General features: G+C 65.6%; 14 protein-coding genes and 2 pseudogenes. 12 read left to right on the top strand and 4 right to left on the bottom strand.

From position 1 onward, the window contains the following. Positions 1 to 86: 86 nt before the first annotated feature. From ROSELON_RS15110 to ROSELON_RS18250, 6 genes are all read left to right on the top strand, one after another. Positions 87 to 1310 carry an ABC transporter substrate-binding protein gene (locus tag ROSELON_RS15110; protein ID WP_156946017.1) on the top strand — a complete coding sequence of 408 codons (1224 nt, stop codon included), beginning with the start codon at positions 87 to 89 and terminating at the stop codon, positions 1308 to 1310. A gap of 97 nt (positions 1311 to 1407) precedes the next feature. After that, complete coding sequence (locus tag ROSELON_RS15105; RefSeq protein ID WP_025313152.1) at positions 1408 to 2280, top strand: carbohydrate ABC transporter permease; 873 nt, start codon at positions 1408 to 1410, stop codon at positions 2278 to 2280. Beyond that, the gene (locus tag ROSELON_RS15100; RefSeq protein ID WP_025313151.1) at positions 2273 to 3190 is read left to right on the top strand and encodes a carbohydrate ABC transporter permease; all 918 of its coding nucleotides are present in this window, start codon (positions 2273 to 2275) and stop codon (positions 3188 to 3190) included. Before ROSELON_RS15105 ends, ROSELON_RS15100 begins: the two co-directional genes overlap by 8 nt. Positions 3191 to 3193: 3 nt before the next feature. Then, complete coding sequence (locus ROSELON_RS15095; protein ID WP_025313150.1) at positions 3194 to 4291, top strand: ABC transporter ATP-binding protein; 1098 nt, start codon at positions 3194 to 3196, stop codon at positions 4289 to 4291. A gap of 84 nt (positions 4292 to 4375) precedes the next feature. Further along, complete coding sequence (locus ROSELON_RS19245) at positions 4376 to 5170, top strand: SAM-dependent methyltransferase (RefSeq protein WP_084613818.1); 795 nt, start codon at positions 4376 to 4378, stop codon at positions 5168 to 5170. Beyond that, positions 5073 to 5291 carry a hypothetical protein gene (locus ROSELON_RS18250; RefSeq protein ID WP_025313148.1) on the top strand — a complete coding sequence of 73 codons (219 nt, stop codon included), beginning with the start codon at positions 5073 to 5075 and terminating at the stop codon, positions 5289 to 5291. The genes ROSELON_RS19245 and ROSELON_RS18250 overlap by 98 nt, the downstream gene beginning before the upstream one ends. A 63-nt stretch (positions 5292 to 5354) precedes the next feature. Here the strand turns inward: ROSELON_RS18250 and ROSELON_RS17910 are convergent, their stop codons facing one another. The 3 genes and pseudogenes from ROSELON_RS17910 to ROSELON_RS15070 all read right to left on the bottom strand — a co-directional run bounded on the left by ROSELON_RS17910 (position 5355) and on the right by ROSELON_RS15070 (position 9436). Further along, positions 5355 to 7157: a glycosyltransferase gene (locus ROSELON_RS17910; protein WP_025313147.1), complete on the bottom strand. Its 1803-nt coding sequence runs from the start codon at positions 7155 to 7157 to the stop codon at positions 5355 to 5357. A gap of 193 nt (positions 7158 to 7350) precedes the next feature. After that, positions 7351 to 7934: pseudogene (locus ROSELON_RS15075) on the bottom strand (UbiX family flavin prenyltransferase). Continuing rightward, positions 7931 to 9436, bottom strand: a complete 1506-nt coding sequence (locus tag ROSELON_RS15070) for a UbiD family decarboxylase (RefSeq protein WP_025313146.1) — start codon at positions 9434 to 9436, stop codon at positions 7931 to 7933. Before ROSELON_RS15070 ends, ROSELON_RS15075 begins: the two are co-directional and overlap by 4 nt. Before the next feature lie 148 nt (positions 9437 to 9584). Here ROSELON_RS15070 and ubiT point away from each other — a divergent pair, with 148 nt between their 5' ends. The 3 genes from ubiT to ubiV are packed head-to-tail and all read left to right on the top strand — an operon-like array spanning position 9585 to position 12037. Then, complete coding sequence (gene ubiT, locus ROSELON_RS15065; RefSeq protein WP_025313145.1) at positions 9585 to 10151, top strand: ubiquinone anaerobic biosynthesis accessory factor UbiT; 567 nt, start codon at positions 9585 to 9587, stop codon at positions 10149 to 10151. Further along, complete coding sequence (ubiU, locus tag ROSELON_RS15060; RefSeq protein ID WP_025313144.1) at positions 10151 to 11128, top strand: ubiquinone anaerobic biosynthesis protein UbiU; 978 nt, start codon at positions 10151 to 10153, stop codon at positions 11126 to 11128. The genes ubiT and ubiU overlap by 1 nt, the downstream gene beginning before the upstream one ends. Positions 11129 to 11134: 6 nt before the next feature. Continuing rightward, positions 11135 to 12037: a ubiquinone anaerobic biosynthesis protein UbiV gene (gene ubiV / locus ROSELON_RS15055; protein WP_025313143.1), complete on the top strand. Its 903-nt coding sequence runs from the start codon at positions 11135 to 11137 to the stop codon at positions 12035 to 12037. On the opposite strand, the pseudogene ROSELON_RS15050 reads toward ubiV, so the two are convergent. After that, positions 12034 to 12965: pseudogene (locus ROSELON_RS15050) on the bottom strand (hydrogen peroxide-inducible genes activator). The gene ubiV and the pseudogene ROSELON_RS15050 sit on opposite strands and share 4 nt — an antisense overlap. Positions 12966 to 13091: 126 nt before the next feature. On the opposite strand from ROSELON_RS15050, the gene katG reads away from it, so the two are divergent. The 3 genes from katG (at position 13092) to ROSELON_RS15035 (ending at position 17621) form a co-directional block, all read left to right on the top strand. Further along, entirely contained in the window at positions 13092 to 15263 is a 2172-nt protein-coding gene (gene katG, locus ROSELON_RS15045; protein ID WP_025313142.1) for a catalase/peroxidase HPI, read from the top strand. A gap of 177 nt (positions 15264 to 15440) precedes the next feature. Next, the gene (gene fahA, locus ROSELON_RS15040; RefSeq protein WP_038651758.1) at positions 15441 to 16715 is read left to right on the top strand and encodes a fumarylacetoacetase; all 1275 of its coding nucleotides are present in this window, start codon (positions 15441 to 15443) and stop codon (positions 16713 to 16715) included. Positions 16716 to 16763: 48 nt separating this feature from the next. Further along, positions 16764 to 17621 carry a LysR family transcriptional regulator gene (locus tag ROSELON_RS15035; protein ID WP_038651756.1) on the top strand — a complete coding sequence of 286 codons (858 nt, stop codon included), beginning with the start codon at positions 16764 to 16766 and terminating at the stop codon, positions 17619 to 17621. Positions 17622 to 17723 lie beyond the last annotated feature (102 nt).

Raw genomic sequence — 17723 nt, 5'->3', positions numbered from 1 at the left:
TTGCGTGCACAATGACCCCGCGACCAGCGGAGGAGAGGTCGCATGGTTGGGAGGATGAAATGATCACGAATATCACGTTGCGGTCGATGGCTGCGGCGGGCCTCATGGTCTCTGCCGGAAGTGCTGTCGCCGAACCGCAGGTCGAAGTGCTGCATTGGTGGACATCGGGCGGCGAAGCGCGCTCGGTGGCCGTGCTGCAGGAAGAGTTCGCGGCCAATGGCGGCACCTGGACGGACATGCCGGTGGCCGGGGGGGGCGGCGACGCGGCGATGACGGCGCTCAGGGCGCGGGTCCTGTCCGGCAATGCACCCACGGCCGTGCAGCTCAAGGGACCGGCCATTCAGGAATGGTACGAGGAAGGCGTTCTGGCCGATATCTCGTCCGTGGCCGAGGCCAACAACTGGGCCGAGCTATTGCCGGCCTCCATCGCCCAGCACATGCAATGCGAGGGCACCTGGTGTGCTGCCCCGGTCAATGTGCATCGTGTCGACTGGATGTGGGCCAATGCCGCCATCCTCGAGGAGCACGGCATCGAGATGCCGACCACCTGGGAGGCGTTCAACGCCGCCGCGACCCAGCTGCAGGAGGCCGGGATCACCCCGCTGGCCCATGGCGGGCAGGCGTGGCAGGACGCGACCGTGTTCGAAACCGTGGTCCTCGGCCTCGGCGGGCCCGAGTTCTATCAGGCGGCGCTTGTCGATCTCGACCCCGAGGCGCTGAGCTCCGACACCATGGTCGCCGTCTTCGACCAGATGCGCATCATGCGCGGCTTCGTGGACGAGAATTTCTCGGGCCGCGACTGGAACCTCGCCACGGCCATGGTGATGAACGGCGAGGCGGCGTTCCAGATCATGGGCGACTGGGCCAAGGGCGAGTTCCTGGCTGCCGGCATGACGCCGGGCGAGGATTTCCTGTGCGCGTCCACGCCCGGTGACGGCTATCTCTACAATGTCGACAGCTTCGCCATGTTCGCCGTCGAGGGCGAGGATCGCATCGCGGGCCAGATGCTGCTGGCCGAGTTGATCATGGGCCAGAACTTCCAGAGCGTGTTCAACCTCAACAAGGGGTCGATCCCCGCGCGCATCGACGTGCCGCTGGACGATTTCGACAGTTGTGCGCTGACCTCGGCGGCCGATATGGCCACGACCTCCGAGGCCGGCACGCTGCTGCCGTCCTATGCGCATGGCATGGCGCTGCGCGGGGCGCAGGCGGGTGCGATCACCGATGTCGTGACGGCGCATTTCAATTCCGACATGAGCTCGGAAGAGGCGGTCGGACAACTGGCCAACGCGGTCGCGAACGCGATGTGACCCGACAGGCGGGCGGCCCTGTTCCCGGTTCGGGGGCGGGGCCACCCGTCGCCATGCAATGCGGCCCGGTCACCGGAAAAGCAGGCGGTCCCATACCATGATGCGCTGGTTGGAAAGACATGTGCCGAAGCTGGTGCTTGCGCCATCCTTCATCGCTGTCCTGATTTTCGTCTACGGGTTCATCGCCTGGACGGCCTGGGTGTCGCTGACGCGCTCGCGTCTCTTGCCGCGATACGAGATCGAGGGCCTGATCCAGTATGAACGCCTGTTCGACAGCCCGCGTTGGGATACGGCGATCACGAACCTCTACATTTTCGGGGCGCTGTTCATCCTGGTCTCGATGGCCATCGGCCTGCTGCTGGCCATCCTGCTCGATCAGCATATCCGGGCCGAGGGCGTTCTGCGCACCATCTACCTCTATCCCATGGCGCTGTCCTTCATCGTGACCGGCACGGCGTGGAAATGGGTGCTGAACCCGGGCCTCGGCATCGAGGCGGTGATGCGATCATGGGGGTTCGAAACCTTCGAGTTCGACTGGCTCGTCGATCCCGATCTTGCCATCTACACCGTGGTCATCGCCGGTGTCTGGCAATCGTCGGGCTTTGTCATGGCGCTGTTTCTGGCCGGGTTGCGCTCGGTCGATACCGAGATCATCCGCGCCGCCCAGGTCGATGGCATTCCCACGCCACGCATCTACACCGCCATCATCATACCGTCGATGGCCCCCATTTTCCTGTCGGCCTTCATCGTCCTGTCCCACCTCGCGATCAAGAGCTTCGATCTGGTGATCGCGCTGACGGGGGGCGGGCCGGGCTACGCGACGGACCTGCCGGCCACCTACATGTATGCCATGGCCTTTTCGCGGGGCGATATCGGTCAGGCTGCAAGCTCGGCCATGATCATGATGAGCGTCGTGTTCGCGATCGTGGTCCCGTATCTCTATTCGGAACTGCGGGGCAAGCATGACTGATATCGCAGCGCCCACCCCGGCCGCCGCCGCCCCCCGCACGCGGCACCGCCGCCCCCGATTTGGCCGCATCGCGCTGCGCTGGCTTTTGTTCGCGGCACTGGGGCTGTTCGCGCTCTACTATCTCATGCCGCTTTTCGTGATGGTCACCACCTCGTTGAAAAGCCTTGATGAAATTCGCGGCGGATCCCTGGTTGCCCTGCCGCAAGAGGTGACGTTCGACGCCTGGCGCACGGCCTGGGCCTCGGCCTGCACCGGCATCTCGTGCGAGGGGCTCAGGCCGTATTTCTGGAACTCGGTCGCCATGGTCATCCCGGCCGTGGGCATCTCGCTGATCATCGGGGCGATCAACGGCTACGTCATCGCGCAGTGGCGGTTTCGCGGGGCGCATCTGATCTTTTCGCTGATGCTGTTTGGCTGCTTCATCCCGTTCCAGGTGGTGCTGCTGCCCATGGCGCGGACGCTGGGGATCCTCAACCTGGCCGGGTCCATCGAAGGTCTGGTCTTCGTGCATGTGATCTACGGCATCGGGTTCACCACCCTGTTTTTCCGCAACTACTACGTCACCATCCCGCAAGAGCTGGTGAAGGCGGCCAAGGTCGATGGGGCGGGGTTCTTTCGCATCTTCTGGTCCATCTTCCTGCCGCTCAGCCTGCCGACCGTCGTGGTGACCGTGATCTGGCAATTCACCCAGATCTGGAACGATTTCCTGTTTGGCGTGTCCTTCAGCCAGGCGGGCACACAGCCGATCACCGTGGCGCTGAACAACATCGTCAACTCCACGACCGGCGTGAAGGAATACAATGTCGACATGGCCGCGGCGATCATCGCGGCCCTGCCCACGCTGCTGGTCTATGTCGTGGCCGGGAAATACTTCATCCGCGGGCTGACCGCGGGCTCGGTAAAGGGATAACGCATGGCCCCCATTCTCGAAATCCGCGATCTGGCCAAAAGCTTCGGGGCGGTCGACGTGCTCAAGGACATCGACATCAGCATCGAGAAGGGTGATTTCCTCGTGCTCGTTGGCCCCTCGGGTTGCGGGAAATCGACCCTGTTGAATTGCATTGCGGGGCTCGAGCCCATCACCGCCGGCACCATCGCGATCGACGGCCGCGACATGACCGATGTGCCGCCCAAGGATCGCGACATCGCCATGGTGTTCCAGTCCTACGCGCTCTATCCCACGATGAGCGTGGCCAGGAACATCACCTTCGGGATGCGCGTGCGGGGCGTGGACAAGGCCACCCAGGACCGCAAGCTGGCCGAGGTTGCGCGGCTGTTGCAGATCGAGCCCTTGCTCGACCGCCGACCCAAGCAGCTGTCGGGCGGGCAGCGCCAGCGCGTCGCGATGGGCCGCGCCCTGGTGCGCGACCCCAAGCTGTTCCTGTTCGACGAACCGCTATCGAACCTGGATGCCAAGCTGCGGGTCGAGATGCGCGCGGAAATACGCAAGTTGCACCAGTCGCTCGGCGCGACGATGGTTTATGTCACCCATGACCAGATCGAGGCCATGACGCTGGCCACCAAGATCGCGGTCCTGAAGGACGGGATCATCCATCAGATCGGCAGCCCGACCGAGATCTACAATCGTCCCGCCGACATGTTCGTGGCCGATTTCATGGGCTCGCCGTCGATGAACCTCATTCCGGCCCGCGCCACCAGGAACGGCAGCGGCACCCGGATCGAGATCGCCCGCCCCGATGCCGCGCCGCTGACCCTGCACGAAACCCGGCCCATCGATCTGCCCGAGAGTGTCGTGGTGGGCCTGCGCCCCGAGGATATCGCCGAGCTCGGCGCCCGCACGGGGCCCTATGTGCAATCCAGCCGCTGCCGGATCGATTTCGTCGAACCGTCCGGGGCCGATACCTACGTCCTGACGAAGCTGGGTGGGGTGGATGTGATGGGCCGGTTTCATGCCGAAACCCATGCCGAGGCGGGGGTGGACATGGACTTTGCCTTCGATCTGGAAAAGGTGTCGTATTTCGACCCGGTGACCGAGGCCCGCGTGACCTGACCTTGGCCGCGCGCCCCATCGCCGGGGCGGGGCCGGTCAAACCCGGCCGCGGTCCTTGACCAAGGTCAACGCCGCACGGACACCATGCCGGCGATACTTGGCCAAAGGCGCGTCCCCAAGAGGGAGAAAGACCATGACCCGACAGGGCCAATCCCCGATCCGTGGCAGGGGCGGCGCGTCATGAGCGCGTTAGGCACCAACGCCGAGGCCGCGGCGGCCTATTACGACCACGGCGATGTGGCGGCGTTCTATCGGCGCCTTTGGGGGGGCGCCGACATTCACATCGGGCTTTATGATCGCGATGATGTCAGCGTGGCCGAGGCATCGCGCGCGATGACGGGGCATCTGCTCGACCTCGCCGGGTTCGGCCGCGGATCTCGGGTGCTCGATATCGCCTGTGGCTATGGCGGCACTCTGGTCGCGCTGGCCCGGCGCGGGTGCGTTGCGCAGGGTCTCGACATCTCGACCTTGTGTGTGACGACGGCGCGCAAGACACTTGCCGCGGCGGGGCTTGCGGAACAGGTCGCCGTCGAACTGGGCGATTTTCACGCCCTGCCATGTTCCGACGCGGCGTTCGATGGCGCGATCTGTCAGGAATCGCTGATCCATTCCAACGACCGCCCACGCGTCTTCGCCGAGGTGTTCCGGGTGCTGCGCCCGGGCGGGACATTCGCCTTTTTCCGATATCCTGACCGGCGCAGGCGCGCGGCGCGATCTGGTCGAGGCGGCCTTCGCCCGCCTCGGGGCCGAGGCGGGTGCGACGCCGCAGACCTATCGCGACATGGCCGAACGGGCCGGGTTCGAGATCCGACACGCCGAGGAACGGCCAGGCGATATCGCCGCCCATTACGACCGGCTGGCCGATCTGCTGGGCGATAATGGTGGTGGTCTGCCCCCGTCGGTTGCCGAGCGTCTGACGGGCAGCATCGCCGCCTGGCGCAGGGCGATTTCCGGCGGGCATATCACCTGGGCCTGTTTCGTGGCCCGCAAACCGGCCTGACATCGGCTCCCCGGCTGCGCACACATGGGCCGATGGCGACCCGACAGGCGGCGCGGGTTGCCGTCAGAACGTCTTTTGCAGGACGGCCACCTTGGGGCGTCCTTCGGGACGGAACCGCTCGGGAAAGGTATAGGCAAAGCCGATCTCGGGGGCGATGGCGTTCAGATCGTCCTGGATTTCGGGGTGGCCATGCTTGAAACTGCGCGTCTCCTGAAACTCCTTGATCATGTTCGCGGTCTTGGGAAAGCCCTTGCGCTCGAAGCGGCGGGGCTGCCAGTGCAGATCCTCGATGATGTAGAGGCCGCCGGGCTTGAGAAACCGCCAGGTCTCGAGAAGGCCGAAATGCTGATGCGGCGAGGCATGCGACGCATCGTCGATGATGATGTCGAACGGCGCGGCAAAGGCCTCGGCCGCCTTGGCGATGTTTTCGCGCGCATCCATATCGCACCGCACGAACTGGAAATTCTCGTTCTCGAACCACGAGAAATCCGAGATGTCGAGGCCCGTGATATGCGCGCTCTCGAAAAACTCGAGCCACATGCTGACCGAGGGTAGGGCGGTGGTTTCCCGGTCGGGGCTGTGGCCCTGCTCGGGGCCGCCGATCTGCAAGCCCATCTCCAGCAGCCGCACGGGCTGGTTCCGATAGGGAAAGAACAGCATGTCGTAAAGCCATGTGTATCCATGCGCCTCTTTGACGAAGCCCTTGTCGGAGTCGTATTTGGCGGCCAGTTGGGTCAGCGTCATGCGGGGGGCACCTTTGTTCTGGTCGTGGATTGAAATGGCGGCGGGGGCCGGTTCCGGACCGGCCGGACCGGGCGGGGTCGGCAGACCGCCGATCGTGTCGCCGTAGGGGGCGACGCCCGCGGCGATATCGGCGAAATCGGATCGGTCGAAATAGGCCGTGCCGTCGGCCAGCAGTTTCGCCAGTTTTCCGTCGGGATCTGCCTGTTTTTCCACAAGGCGCTTTTCCCGACCGCCAACGGCAAGCGCCGCCTCGAGGGCGGCAAGCGGTTCGCTGAGCGCATGGGCGCGCAGGAACTCGGCCATCGCGGTGGCGTAGATCTCGTCATGGAGGCGTGTCTTGTCGGCCCAGGGTTTTCTGGGGCCCGTGAAATGCACGAAACGCGGATTACGCGTCTTGCACAGGGCGCCATGGCCCTTGGCGGTCTGCCAGTTCCAACTGGGCGACAGCTCCAGCCATGCCCCATCGAGGACACAGTTGAGCGCCGTCTGGTCGGCCAGCGCGCAATCCTCGGGATTGGCCGCGATGAAGGACAGGCAGCGGTTCGCGATATCCCGGCTGCGAAAGTTGGCGCTGTGCACCACGAGAACCCCGGCGTTGAGGTATTTGTCGCGCGCGTGCGCGGGCAACACCTTGCGATCGGCGGTCCGGGCATGGCGCGACCCGGCCCAGCCGGATACGTCCCGCACCCCGGCCACCGCCAGATCGCCCCATGCCAGCCCGTCGAGTTCCAGAAAGCTGCCGCGGCGTTGATAGATATCCACATCACTGTAGACGACGCGGTCGTAACGCTGCGTCAGGTCCTGCAGGGCCTTAAACCGCAGCATGGTCGCGGCCGTGACATACGGCAGGTAGCCGACGTCGGCAAAGCCGGGGCTGTCGTCCGCGACCTCGACGATTGTCACATCCGGCCCGAGGATGTCGCGATAGACCGGCGCGACGGGATCGCTGCAATAGAGGTAATGCGCCAGACGCCCCGCCGGGTCGTTTGCACGCGAGCGCTGCAGGAAGAAAACGGCCTGCCAGATCAGGTTCGCGTCGACGCAGACGGCAAGGGCCCAACATGGCCCGGCCAAGGTTGAGGCGACCGTATCGCCTGCGCGGTGTGGGGACGGGTCGATCAATGGCGCAGCCCCGCCAGGGGCACCCCGATCGAAAACGATGTCTTTGCCTTGGGCATGCCTGCTCGATCCTGCCGGGCCTTTGGCGGCCTCGTTATCCACAAGCCTTAGGCGCGTTGCCGCCTTTTTTCCAGCGTCGTGTTCCGGGCCGTGGGCCGGGTGTTGCGCCAATGCCCAAGCGTGGCGCGCGGGTCCCTCAGCCCGACCCGCCCCAGGCGGCCGCCACGGGCGGTGCAACGGCCAGCAGATCGACGGCCCGCGCGGCGATCTGGCGGGCGATGTCTGTGACGGTCGCATGCGGCAGGTAGAAGGGCGGCACCGGCGGCATCAGGATGGCCCCCATCTCGGTCGCGGCGGTCATGTTGCGCAGATGCGCCAGGGTCAGCGGCGCCTCGCGGGTCAGCAACACCAGCCGCGCCGTTCCTTGAGCTGCACACTGGCGGCGCGCGTCAGCAGGTTGTCGTCCAGCCCATGGGCGATGGCCGCCAAGGACCGCATCGAGCAGGGGGCCACGATCATTCCCGACACCGGGACCGAGCCCGAGGCGATATCCGCCCCGATATTGCCGATCTCATGGCAGCGTGTGGCCATGCCGGACAATGCGCCGAAGGCGTCCGGCCCGATCTCCTCGGACAGGGTGCGTTCGGCGGCCGTGCTGGCCACAAGGTCGATCTCGGCGCCGATGGTTTGCAGGTGGCGAGCGGCCTCGAGCGCGAGGACAGCGCCCGAGGCGCCGGCGACACCCAGGATCACGCGCGGCGGGGTCAGGGGGGCGCTCATGCCGTGCCTCCCAGGCGCAGGCGCGCCACCAGATCCTCGGCAAAGGCCGCGTCCTCGGGCGCGGTTTTCATCACCGTGCCCCAGTCGCGGGTCGTCTCGGACTCGATCTTGGTGGTGGCGTCGATCCCCATCTTGCCGGCCAGTCCGGGCTGCGGCGAGGCGAAATCGAGGTAATCCATGGGCGAGTTTTCCAGCACCATCAGGTCGCGACCCGGATCCATCCGGGTGGCCAGCGCCCAGGCCACATCATCCCAGTTCTTCGGGTCGATATCGTCATCCACCACGATCACCATCTTGGTATAGCTGAACTGCGGCAGCATCCCCCACAGGCCCATCATCACGCGCCGCGCTTGGCCGGGATAGCGCTTGTCGATGCTCACGACCGCGATGCGGTACGAGCATGCCGCAGGCGGCAGCCAAAGATCGCGGATTTCCGGGATCTGGGCGCGCATCGTGGGCAGGGCGAGGCGGTTGAACACCTCGCCGATGATGGCGGGCTCATCGGGCGGGCGACCGGTATAGGTGGACAGGTAAAGCGGATCGCGCCGATGCGTCACGGCGGTGATCTCGGCCACCGGAAACGGCTCGGCCTTGTTGTAATAGCCGGTATGGTCGCCAAAGGGCCCCTCGGGGGCCGTTTCGGTGGGCGACACCCAGCCCTCAAGCACGATCTCGGCCTCGGCGGGCACCATAAGCGGCACCGTCCTGGCCGGGACGAAGCGTGGACGCGATCCGTTCAGCGCACCGGCAAAGGTCAGTTCCGACACGGTTTCCGGCAGGGGCAGGGCGGCCGACAGCAGGCTGGCGGGATCGGCCCCCAGAACAATGGCGACGGGCGTCTTTTTGCCCGCGCGCGCCCATGTCCGGTGATGCGCCGCGCCGCCGCGATGTTGCAACCAGCGCATGATGACGCGGTTCTGCCCGATCACCTGCACCCGGTAGACGCCGGCATTGTAGGCGTTGAGGTTCGCGGCATCGCCGCCATGGGGGCGCGTCACCACGATGGGCCAGGTGATCAGCGGCCCGGCATCGCCCGGCCAATGGGTCTGCACCGGAATGCGCGACAGATCGACATCGGCGTCCTCGAAGACCTCGTCCTGCACGGGGGCGCGGCTGACGGTCTTGGGCCGGGTGGACAGCGCCGCCTTGAGCATCGGCCAGCGCGACAGCGCATCGCTCAGGCCCTCGGGCGGGGTGGGCGCGCGCAGCGCTGCCAGAAACGCGCCCAGATCGTCGACGCCGTCCATCCCGATGCCCAACCCCGCCGCGACGCGATCAGTGGTGCCGAAGACATTGGTGACAACCGGCATGCCCAGGGTCTGCTGCGCATCGGTCGGCGCGTCGAAGCGCAGGACCGGGCCGCTGCTTTCCAGAACGCGGCGATGGACCGCCGTCATGCGGTGGCGGATGGGCACCGGTTCGGAGACGCGGGCCATCTGGTCGGTCGCCGCGCACCAGTCAAGGAAGGCGCGGAGCGTTGGAAAGGGGGGCAGGTTTCGCACGGAAATTCCCTTTGATCGGGCACTGTTTTTCCGTCCGCGTAACAGCAAAAAACTTGCCCCGATTTGATGGATGTCAATTTTGGTTGACAGCTTCGGGCGTAAGGAAGGCGCAATGAGCCCTTTGTCTTCTTCGTGAAGAGGAAATCTCGTGTCTCCAAACGATGCTTTTGCCGAGGCGCCGTCCGGTGCGCCGATCCCGCGCTTTCCGGTGCCGTTCGCGCTAGGTCTGCGGGTCGCGCCGCTGCTGCCCTTGTCGCTGTCACTGACGGTCTATGCGCGCCGCGTCGCCCAGAGCCATCCGGGCCTGTTTCGACGCCTTGGCGACTATGACACCACGCCCTTTGTCCTCGACCCGACCGACCTGCCAATCGCGATCGAGTTGCAGCCCAACAAGGGCCGCCCCTCGGTCCGGGTGGTGCGCGGCGCAGGGCAGGGTGCGGCGCGCATCGCCGGGCCCTTGGCCGCCCTGCTGGGGCTGGTCCACGGGGCCTATGACGGCGACGCGCTGTTCTTTTCGCGCGATCTGGTGATCGAGGGCGATACCTCGGCCGCGCTGGCGCTGCGCAACGCGGTCGATGACGCGGAACTGGACCTGTCCGAAGAGGTCGCGCGCCTGACAGGCCCTTTCGCCGCCCCCATGAAACACTTGCTGGCCATCGCCGAACGGCGCACCGGCGTCAGCCTTTCGCGACCCGAGGAGGTCGATCTATGGTAATGGAAATCGTCTGTCCCGCAGGCACCCCCGCCGCGCTGCGCGCCGCCGTGAAGGCCGGCGCGCATACCGTCTATTGCGGCTTCAACGATGAAACCAACGCCCGCAACTTTCCGGGTCTGAACTTTGACCGCGCGGAAATGCGCGAGGGCATCGCCTTTGCCAAATCGCACGGCGCAAAGGTGCTGGTCGCGATCAACACCTTTCCCCGCGCGGGCGGCGAGGAGCTGTGGCACCGCGCCGTGGCGGATGCCGAGGCCTGCGGCGCCCATGCCGTTATCCTAGCCGATCTGGGTTTGCTGGCCCATACCGCGAAAACGCACCCCAACCTGCGGCGTCACCTGTCGGTGCAGGCAGCGGCGGCCAATGCCGACATGATCAATTTCTACGGCACCGAGTTTGGCGTGAAGCGCGTCGTGCTGCCGCGCGTGCTGTCGGTTCCGGAAATCGCCGCCATCAACAAGGAGACCGAGGTCGAGACCGAGGTCTTCGTCTTCGGCGGTCTCTGCGTCATGGCCGAGGGGCGCTGTTCGTTGTCGTCCTACGCCACGGGCCGCTCACCCAACATGAACGGGGTCTGCTCGCCCGCCAGCCATGTGGAATACGAGGATCATGGGGGCGTGCTGGATGCGCGTCTGGGCGGCTACACGATCCACCGCGTCGGCAAGGGTGAAAGCGCGCCTTACCCGACGCTGTGCAAGGGGTGCTTCAGCGCGGGCGAGAAAACCGGCCACTTGTTCGAGGATCCGGTCAGCCTGAACGCCGAGGCGCTGCTGCCCGAATTGCAAAAGGCCGGTGTCACCGCGCTCAAGATCGAGGGGCGGCAGCGTTCGCGCTCTTACGTCGCCGAGGTGGTGCGCAATTTCCGTGCCGCCGTCGATGCGCTGGACGCGGGGCGCCCGCTGCCGACCGGCATGCTGGCGCGCCTGTCCGAGGGGCAGGCGACCACGACCGGCGCCTACAAAAAGACCTGGAGGTAAAAGGGCATGGAACTGACCGTCGGACCGAACCAATTCTTCTGGGAGGCGGGGCGCTGGGCCGCGCTCTATGACGATCTGGCCGCCGCCCCCGTGGACCGCGTCGTGCTGGGCGAGCTTGTGTGTTCCAAGCGTCTGCCCTTTTACCAGGATCGCATCCCGCACGCCGTCGAGACCCTGGCGCAGGCGGGCAAGGAGGTCGTGCTGACCAGTCTTGCCCTAATCACGCTGAAGCGAGAGCGCAAACTGACCGCCGAGATGGCCGAGGCGGGCGCGCTGGTCGAGGTCAACGACCTGACCGCGCTGGCCTATCTGCCCGAGGGTGCGCCGTTCACCGTCGGTCCGCTGGTGAATGTCTACAATGAGACCACGCTGGCATGGCTGGCCGAAAAGGGGGCGACCCGCGTCTGCCTGCCGCCCGAATTGCCGCTGACCTCTGTCGCCGTGCTGGCCAAGGCCGGGGCCGATCTGGGCGTCGCCATCGAGGTCTGGGGCCATGGCCGCGTGCCGCTGGCGATTTCCGGGCGGTGCTATCACGCGCGGATGCATGGCCGCACCAAGGACAACTGCCAATTCGCCTGCGAGGATGATCCCGACGGGCTGGACGTGCACACGATGGACGATCAGCCCTTTCTCGCCATGAACGGGGTGCAGACCCTGTCGGACAGCTACGCCTGCGCCGCGCCGCATGTGGCCGCGTTGAAAGAGGCCGGGGTCAGTGCGCTGCGCCTGTCGCCGCAATCCTCGGGCTTTGCCGAGATCTGCACGCTTTACCGCGCGCTGGTCGATGGCGCACGCGATGCGGCGGCGATCACTGCCGAAATCCAGCAGGTCGAGCCGGGCCATGCGCTATCCGACGGGTTCCTGTCGGGCGCGCGCGGGGTGGACTGGTCGGGCGCGACCCTGCATTAGGCGGGGCCGACCAGCGGGCCGACCACCGGGGTGGCGCGCATCTCTTCGCCCGCCGCGCGCACCAGGTCGGCCAACTCGGTCAATTGCGGGGCCAACGGGCTGGACTTGCGCCAGATCATCCCGATCTTGCGCGAGGGCCGCGGCCCGTCGAAGCGCGCGATCGAAACCTGTGCTGCGCGCGTCTCGACCTCGACCGCCATTTCCGGGATCAGGGTCACCCCGATCCCGGCGCTGACCATCTGCACCAGTGTCGTCAGCGAACTGCCATCCAGCAATTCGCGCGGCGCGCTGCTGGCCATGTTGCAGAACGACAACGCCTGATCGCGGAAACAATGCCCTTCCTCCAGCAGCAGCAGACGCATTTCACGCAGCATGTCGCGGCTGGGCACGGGTTTGTTCGCATCCGCGCCCGGCCGCACCAGCACGAAATCCTCCGAGAACAACGCGACCTCGGCAAAGGCCGCCTCCGAAACGGGCAGCGCCACGATGGCCGTATCCAGCCGTCCCTCGGACAATTCCTCGATCAGCTTGGGCGTTACGGTCTCGCGCACGCGGATGTCGAGCGCGCCGTTGCCTTGGTCAAAGGCGGGATGATCCGGGGCAGGAGATAGGGGGCGATGGTGGGAATCACCCCGATGCGCAGCCGCCCCGCCAACCGGTAGCCCGCGCCGCGCGCAAGATCGCTCAACTCTTCGACGCCGCGAAGGATCTCGCGGATGCGGGCCGCGACCTCCTCTCCGAAGCCGGTCAGACGGACCTGTCGCGCGCCGCGTTCGAACAGCGGCGTGCCCATCACCTCTTCCATCTCCTTGATCTGCATCGACAAGGCGGGTTGCGAGATCGCGCAGGCATCTGCGGCATGTCCGAAATGGCCATGCCGGGTCAGCGCCTCGAAATAGCGCATCTGTTTGAGGGTCAGGTTTATCATAAGAACAGATTATTGCATCAATCAGGAAATCCAACTAAAACTAATCAACCTGCCATGCTAGAACGATTCCAGAAAGTCGGGGCGCGTTGCTTCGACCCGTCTCAAGGACGTAAAGGGAGAGTTTTCATGGACGGATCCGACATCCCCGCCGGCAAATGCCCGGTCATGCATGGCGGTGCCACGCATCACAACTCGGACGTGATGGATTGGTGGCCCAATGCGCTGAACCTCGACATCCTGCACCAGCATGACACCAAGACGAATCCACTGGGCCCAGATTTCAGCTACCGCAAGGAGCTTGAAAAGCTAGATGTCGATGCACTCAAGGCCGATCTGCATGCCCTGATGACCGACAGTCAGGAGTGGTGGCCCGCGGATTGGGGCCATTACGGCGGCTTCATGATCCGCATGGCGTGGCATGCCGCGGGCTCCTACCGTCTGGCGGATGGCCGTGGCGGGGCCGGGACCGGCAACTTGCGGTTCGCGCCCCTGAACTCGTGGCCCGATAATGCCAGCCTCGACAAGGCGCGTCGCCTGCTGTGGCCCGTCAAGAAGAAGTACGGCACCTCGGTCAGCTGGGCCGACCTGTTCATCCTGGCGGGGAACGTGGCCTACGAGTCGATGGGCCTCAAGACCTTCGGCTTCGCCTTTGGGCGCGAGGATATCTGGCACCCCGAAAAAGACGTCTACTGGGGCGCCGAGAAGGAATGGCTGGCCCCCTCGGACGAGCGCTACGAGAATGTCGACAAGCCCTCGACCATGGAAAACCCGCTGGCCGCCGTCCAGATGGGCCTGATCTACGTGAACCCCGAGGGGGTGAACGGCGTCTCCGACCCGCTGAAGACGGCCGGACAGGTGCGCGAAACCTTCGCCCGCATGGCCATGAACGACGAGGAAACCGCCGCGCTGACCGTGGGCGGGCACACCGTCGGCAAATGCCACGGTAATGGCGATGCCGCGGCCCTCGGCGCCGAGCCCGAGGCCGCGCCGGTCGAATTGCAGGGCCTTGGCTGGGACAACCCGCATATGGGCGGCCTGGCGTCCAAAGCGGTCACATCGGGCATCGAAGGGGCCTGGACGACCAACCCGACCGTGTTCGACGACGGCTATCTCAAGCTGCTTTTCGGCTACGAGTGGGAGTTGAAGAAGTCGCCGGCCGGCGCCACCCAGTGGGAGCCGATCGACATCCGCGAAGAGGACAAGCCCGTCGACGCCTCGGACCCCTCGATCCGGCACAACCCGATCATGACCGACGCCGACATGGCGATGAAGATAGACCCGGCCTATCGCGCCATCTGCGAAAAGTTCGCCGAGGATCACGAGTACTTCCGCGACTGCTTCGCCCGGGCCTGGTTCAAGCTGACACACCGTGACATGGGCCCCAAGGCCCGTTGGTTCGGCCCCGAGGTTCCCGCCGAAGACCTGATCTGGATGGACCCGATCCCGGCCGGCACCACCGACTACGATGTCGACGCGGTGAAGGCCAGGATTGCCGATGCCGGTCTGTCGGTCGCCGAGATGATCTCGACCGCATGGGACAGCGCGCGCACTTACCGCGGCTCGGACATGCGCGGTGGCGCCAACGGTGCACGCATCCGTCTGGCCCCGCAGAAGGACTGGGAAGGCAACGAGCCTGCGCGCCTGCAAAAGGTCCTCTCGGTGCTGGAGCCGATCGCGGCGGACACCGGCGCGTCCATCGCCGATGTGATCGTGCTGGCCGGTAACGTGGGTCTGGAACAGGCCATCAAGGCCGCAGGCTTTGACGTCGCGGTGCCCTTCACGCCGGGCCGTGGCGATGCCACCGACGCGCAGACCGATGCCGACAGCTTCGATCCGCTTGAGCCGCTGGCCGACGGGTTCCGCAACTGGCTGAAGCAGGACTATGCCGTCAGCCCCGAGGAAATGCTGCTGGACCGCGCGCAGTTGCTCGGCCTGACCGCGCATGAGATGACCTGTCTGATGGGCGGCATGCGCGCGCTGGGCACCAACCATGGCGGGACCAAGCACGGTGTCTTCACCGACCGCGAAGGCGCGTTGACGACCGATTTCTTCGTCAACCTCACCGACATGGCCTACAAGTGGGTGCCGACCGCCAACAACCTCTACGAGATCGTCGAGCGCACATCCGGCGACGTGAAATGGACGGCCACCCGCGTGGACCTTGTCTTTGGCTCGAACTCGATCATGCGCTCCTATGCCGAGGTCTATGCCCAGGACGGCGCGCAAGAGAAATTCGTGAAGGATTTCGTCGCCGTCTGGACCAAGGTGATGGATGCCGACCGTTTCGACGTGATGTGATCCGCTGACAGACCCGATCGCGATCCGGGAAAGGGCCTGTGCCATCTGGTGCAGGCCCTTTTCCTGCTGCCGCCAGGCGGCCGGGTCTGCGGGCGCTTGCATCCGGGTGCATCAGGGGTGAGGCTCGGGCCGATGGCCGCCGCCGCCGCCCCGCTCCGACCAGCCGAGGACCACGTCATGCCACCCCTGAACGCCACCCATGATCCGGACCGCCGCAGTTGGGTCGCGCGCGCCAATGACCCGGATTGCGATTTTCCGATCCAGAACCTGCCCTGGGGCGTCTTCTCCGAGGCGGATGGCACCCGCCGTGTAGGCGTCGCCATTGGCGACCAGATCGTCGATGTCACCGCCCTCGAAGCCGATGGCGTGATCGAACCCAGCCCCGGCGCCCGCGTGTTCGCGCAAGGGGTGCTGAACCCCTTCATGGCGCTTGGCCCGGCGGCATGGTCGGCCACGCGGGCGATGCTGGCCGATCTGCTGGATGCGCGTGCGCCGACCCGCGATGTGCCGCTTGTGCCGCAGGCTGGGGCCGAGATGCATCTGCCGGTCTTCGTGCGCAGCTACACCGATTTCTACGCCTCGCGTGAGCATGCCACCAATGTCGGCAGCATGTTCCGCGACCCGGAAAATGCCCTGATGCCCAACTGGCTGCATGTGCCCATCGGCTATAACGGTCGCGCTTCGAGCGTCGTGGTCTCGGGCACCCCGATCCGCCGTCCTTTGGGGCAGGTGAAACCGCCCGAGGACAGCGCGCCGCAACTGGCCCCGAGCGCGCGGCTGGATATCGAGTTGGAGTTGGGCGCTGTCATCGGGGTCGGCAACCCGATGGGCCAACCCGTCACCACGGCACAGGCCTATGACATGATCTTCGGCCATGTCCTGCTGAACGACTGGTCGGCGCGCGACATCCAGGTCTGGGAATACCAGCCGCTCGGGCCATTTCAGTCCAAGGCGTTCGGCACCTCGATCAGCCCATGGATCGTGACCTGCAAGGCGTTGGCGCCGTTTCGCACTGAAACGCCCCCGCGTGAATTGCCCCTCTTGCCCTATCTGCACGAGGACGCGCCCAACAATTTCGACATCTGCCTCGAGGTCGAGCTTGCACCGCAAGGCGGCGATCCCGTCAAGATCAGCCGCACCAACTATCGCCACATGTATTACTCGGCGGCCCAGCAACTGGCCCATCATGCCCTGTCGGGGTGCCCGATGGAGACGGGCGATCTTTTGGGGTCGGGCACGATTTCAGGCCCCGGGCCGGGCAGCCAGGGGTCGCTGCTGGAACTGACATGGAATGGCCGCGACCCGATCCAGACGCGTGCGGGGCCGCGCCGTTTTCTGTGCGATGGCGACAGCGTGACCCTCAAAGGGTGGTGCGATGGGCCCTATCGCATCGGTTTTGGCCGCTGCGAGGGCACGATCCTGCCCGCCCTCGAGCCGGCCCGTCTGGGTTGATCGACATTTTCGATTGAACTTGGCCTGCGCGATTGCAAGATCGTGGTCATGATCCACAAGCTTGAAATGTTCATCGCCGTCGCCCGCGAGGGGCATTTCGGTCGCGCCGCCGAAAGCCTGGGCATCACGCAACCGACGCTGTCGACCGGGATCAAGCAGCTCGAGGAAATGCTGGGCGTGCAGCTGATCTTTCGTGGCCATCGCTATGGCGGGCTGACGCCGGAGGGGCAGCGCGCCCTGATCTGGGCGCGGCAACTGGTGGGGGATGCCCGCGCCTTTCGTCAGGAAATGCGCACCGCCCGTCACGGGTTGACCGGACATGTGCGCCTGGCCGTCATTCCCACCGCGCTGACCTGGGCGGCGGCGCTTTCGGCGCGGTTCTCTCAGGTGCATCCGAACCTCGAATTCACCATCCTGTCGCGCACCTCGGCCGAGATCCTGACCATGCTCGAAAACCTCGAAATCGACGCGGGCATCTCGTATCTCGACAACGAGCCGCTGGGGCGCGTGACCACCGTTCCGATCTATGCCGAGCGCTACACGCTGGTCTGTCGCTCCGATCATGCGCTGGCGGACCGAGATCGCCTTGCCTGGGCCGATCTGGCCGGGTGTCGCTTGTGCCTGCTGACGCCGGACATGCAGAACCGCCGCATCATCAACCAGAATTTCATGGAGGCCGGTGTCGAGCCTGAGGCCCGCGTCGAAAGCAACTCGACCGTCGTTCTGGTGGCGCATGTGTTGCAGGGCGATTGGGTGACGATCCTGCCCGCGGACATGGCGCGGTTCCTGTCGGCGGGCACGGACCTGCGAATCGTCGCTTTGCAGGAACAGCGGGCCGCCCCGTCGGTGGGATTGGTCGCGCCCTATCGCGAACCACACACATTGGTGACCCGAGGCCCCTGGTGAAAGAGGCCGGCAGGCTGGTCCGAGCCGACGAAGCGGACGCTTTCGACACATGACCGGTCGCAGCCCTTTCATTGAGTTTTTCAATCGGCTGACGAAAATCCG

Origin of the sequence: Roseibacterium elongatum DSM 19469 (assembly GCF_000590925.1) — a bacterium.
GTDB lineage: Bacteria > Pseudomonadota > Alphaproteobacteria > Rhodobacterales > Rhodobacteraceae > Roseibacterium > Roseibacterium elongatum.
Note: the sequence above shows the minus strand (reverse complement) of the source record. Positions and strands in the feature narration are given on the sequence as shown.

Coding starts and splice junctions, on each gene's coding strand:
- katG (WP_025313142.1), top strand. CDS start 13,092: ATGGACGGATCCGACATCCCCGCCGGCAAATGCCCGGTCATGCATGGC.
- ROSELON_RS15035 (WP_038651756.1), top strand. CDS start 16,764: ATGATCCACAAGCTTGAAATGTTCATCGCCGTCGCCCGCGAGGGGCAT.
- ROSELON_RS18250 (WP_025313148.1), top strand. CDS start 5,073: ATGGCCGAACGGGCCGGGTTCGAGATCCGACACGCCGAGGAACGGCCA.
- ubiV (WP_025313143.1), top strand. CDS start 11,135: ATGGAACTGACCGTCGGACCGAACCAATTCTTCTGGGAGGCGGGGCGC.
- ROSELON_RS15105 (WP_025313152.1), top strand. CDS start 1,408: ATGATGCGCTGGTTGGAAAGACATGTGCCGAAGCTGGTGCTTGCGCCA.
- ubiU (WP_025313144.1), top strand. CDS start 10,151: ATGGAAATCGTCTGTCCCGCAGGCACCCCCGCCGCGCTGCGCGCCGCC.
- ROSELON_RS15100 (WP_025313151.1), top strand. CDS start 2,273: ATGACTGATATCGCAGCGCCCACCCCGGCCGCCGCCGCCCCCCGCACG.
- ROSELON_RS15095 (WP_025313150.1), top strand. CDS start 3,194: ATGGCCCCCATTCTCGAAATCCGCGATCTGGCCAAAAGCTTCGGGGCG.
- ROSELON_RS19245 (WP_084613818.1), top strand. CDS start 4,376: ATGCCGGCGATACTTGGCCAAAGGCGCGTCCCCAAGAGGGAGAAAGAC.
- fahA (WP_038651758.1), top strand. CDS start 15,441: ATGCCACCCCTGAACGCCACCCATGATCCGGACCGCCGCAGTTGGGTC.
- ROSELON_RS15110 (WP_156946017.1), top strand. CDS start 87: ATGGCTGCGGCGGGCCTCATGGTCTCTGCCGGAAGTGCTGTCGCCGAA.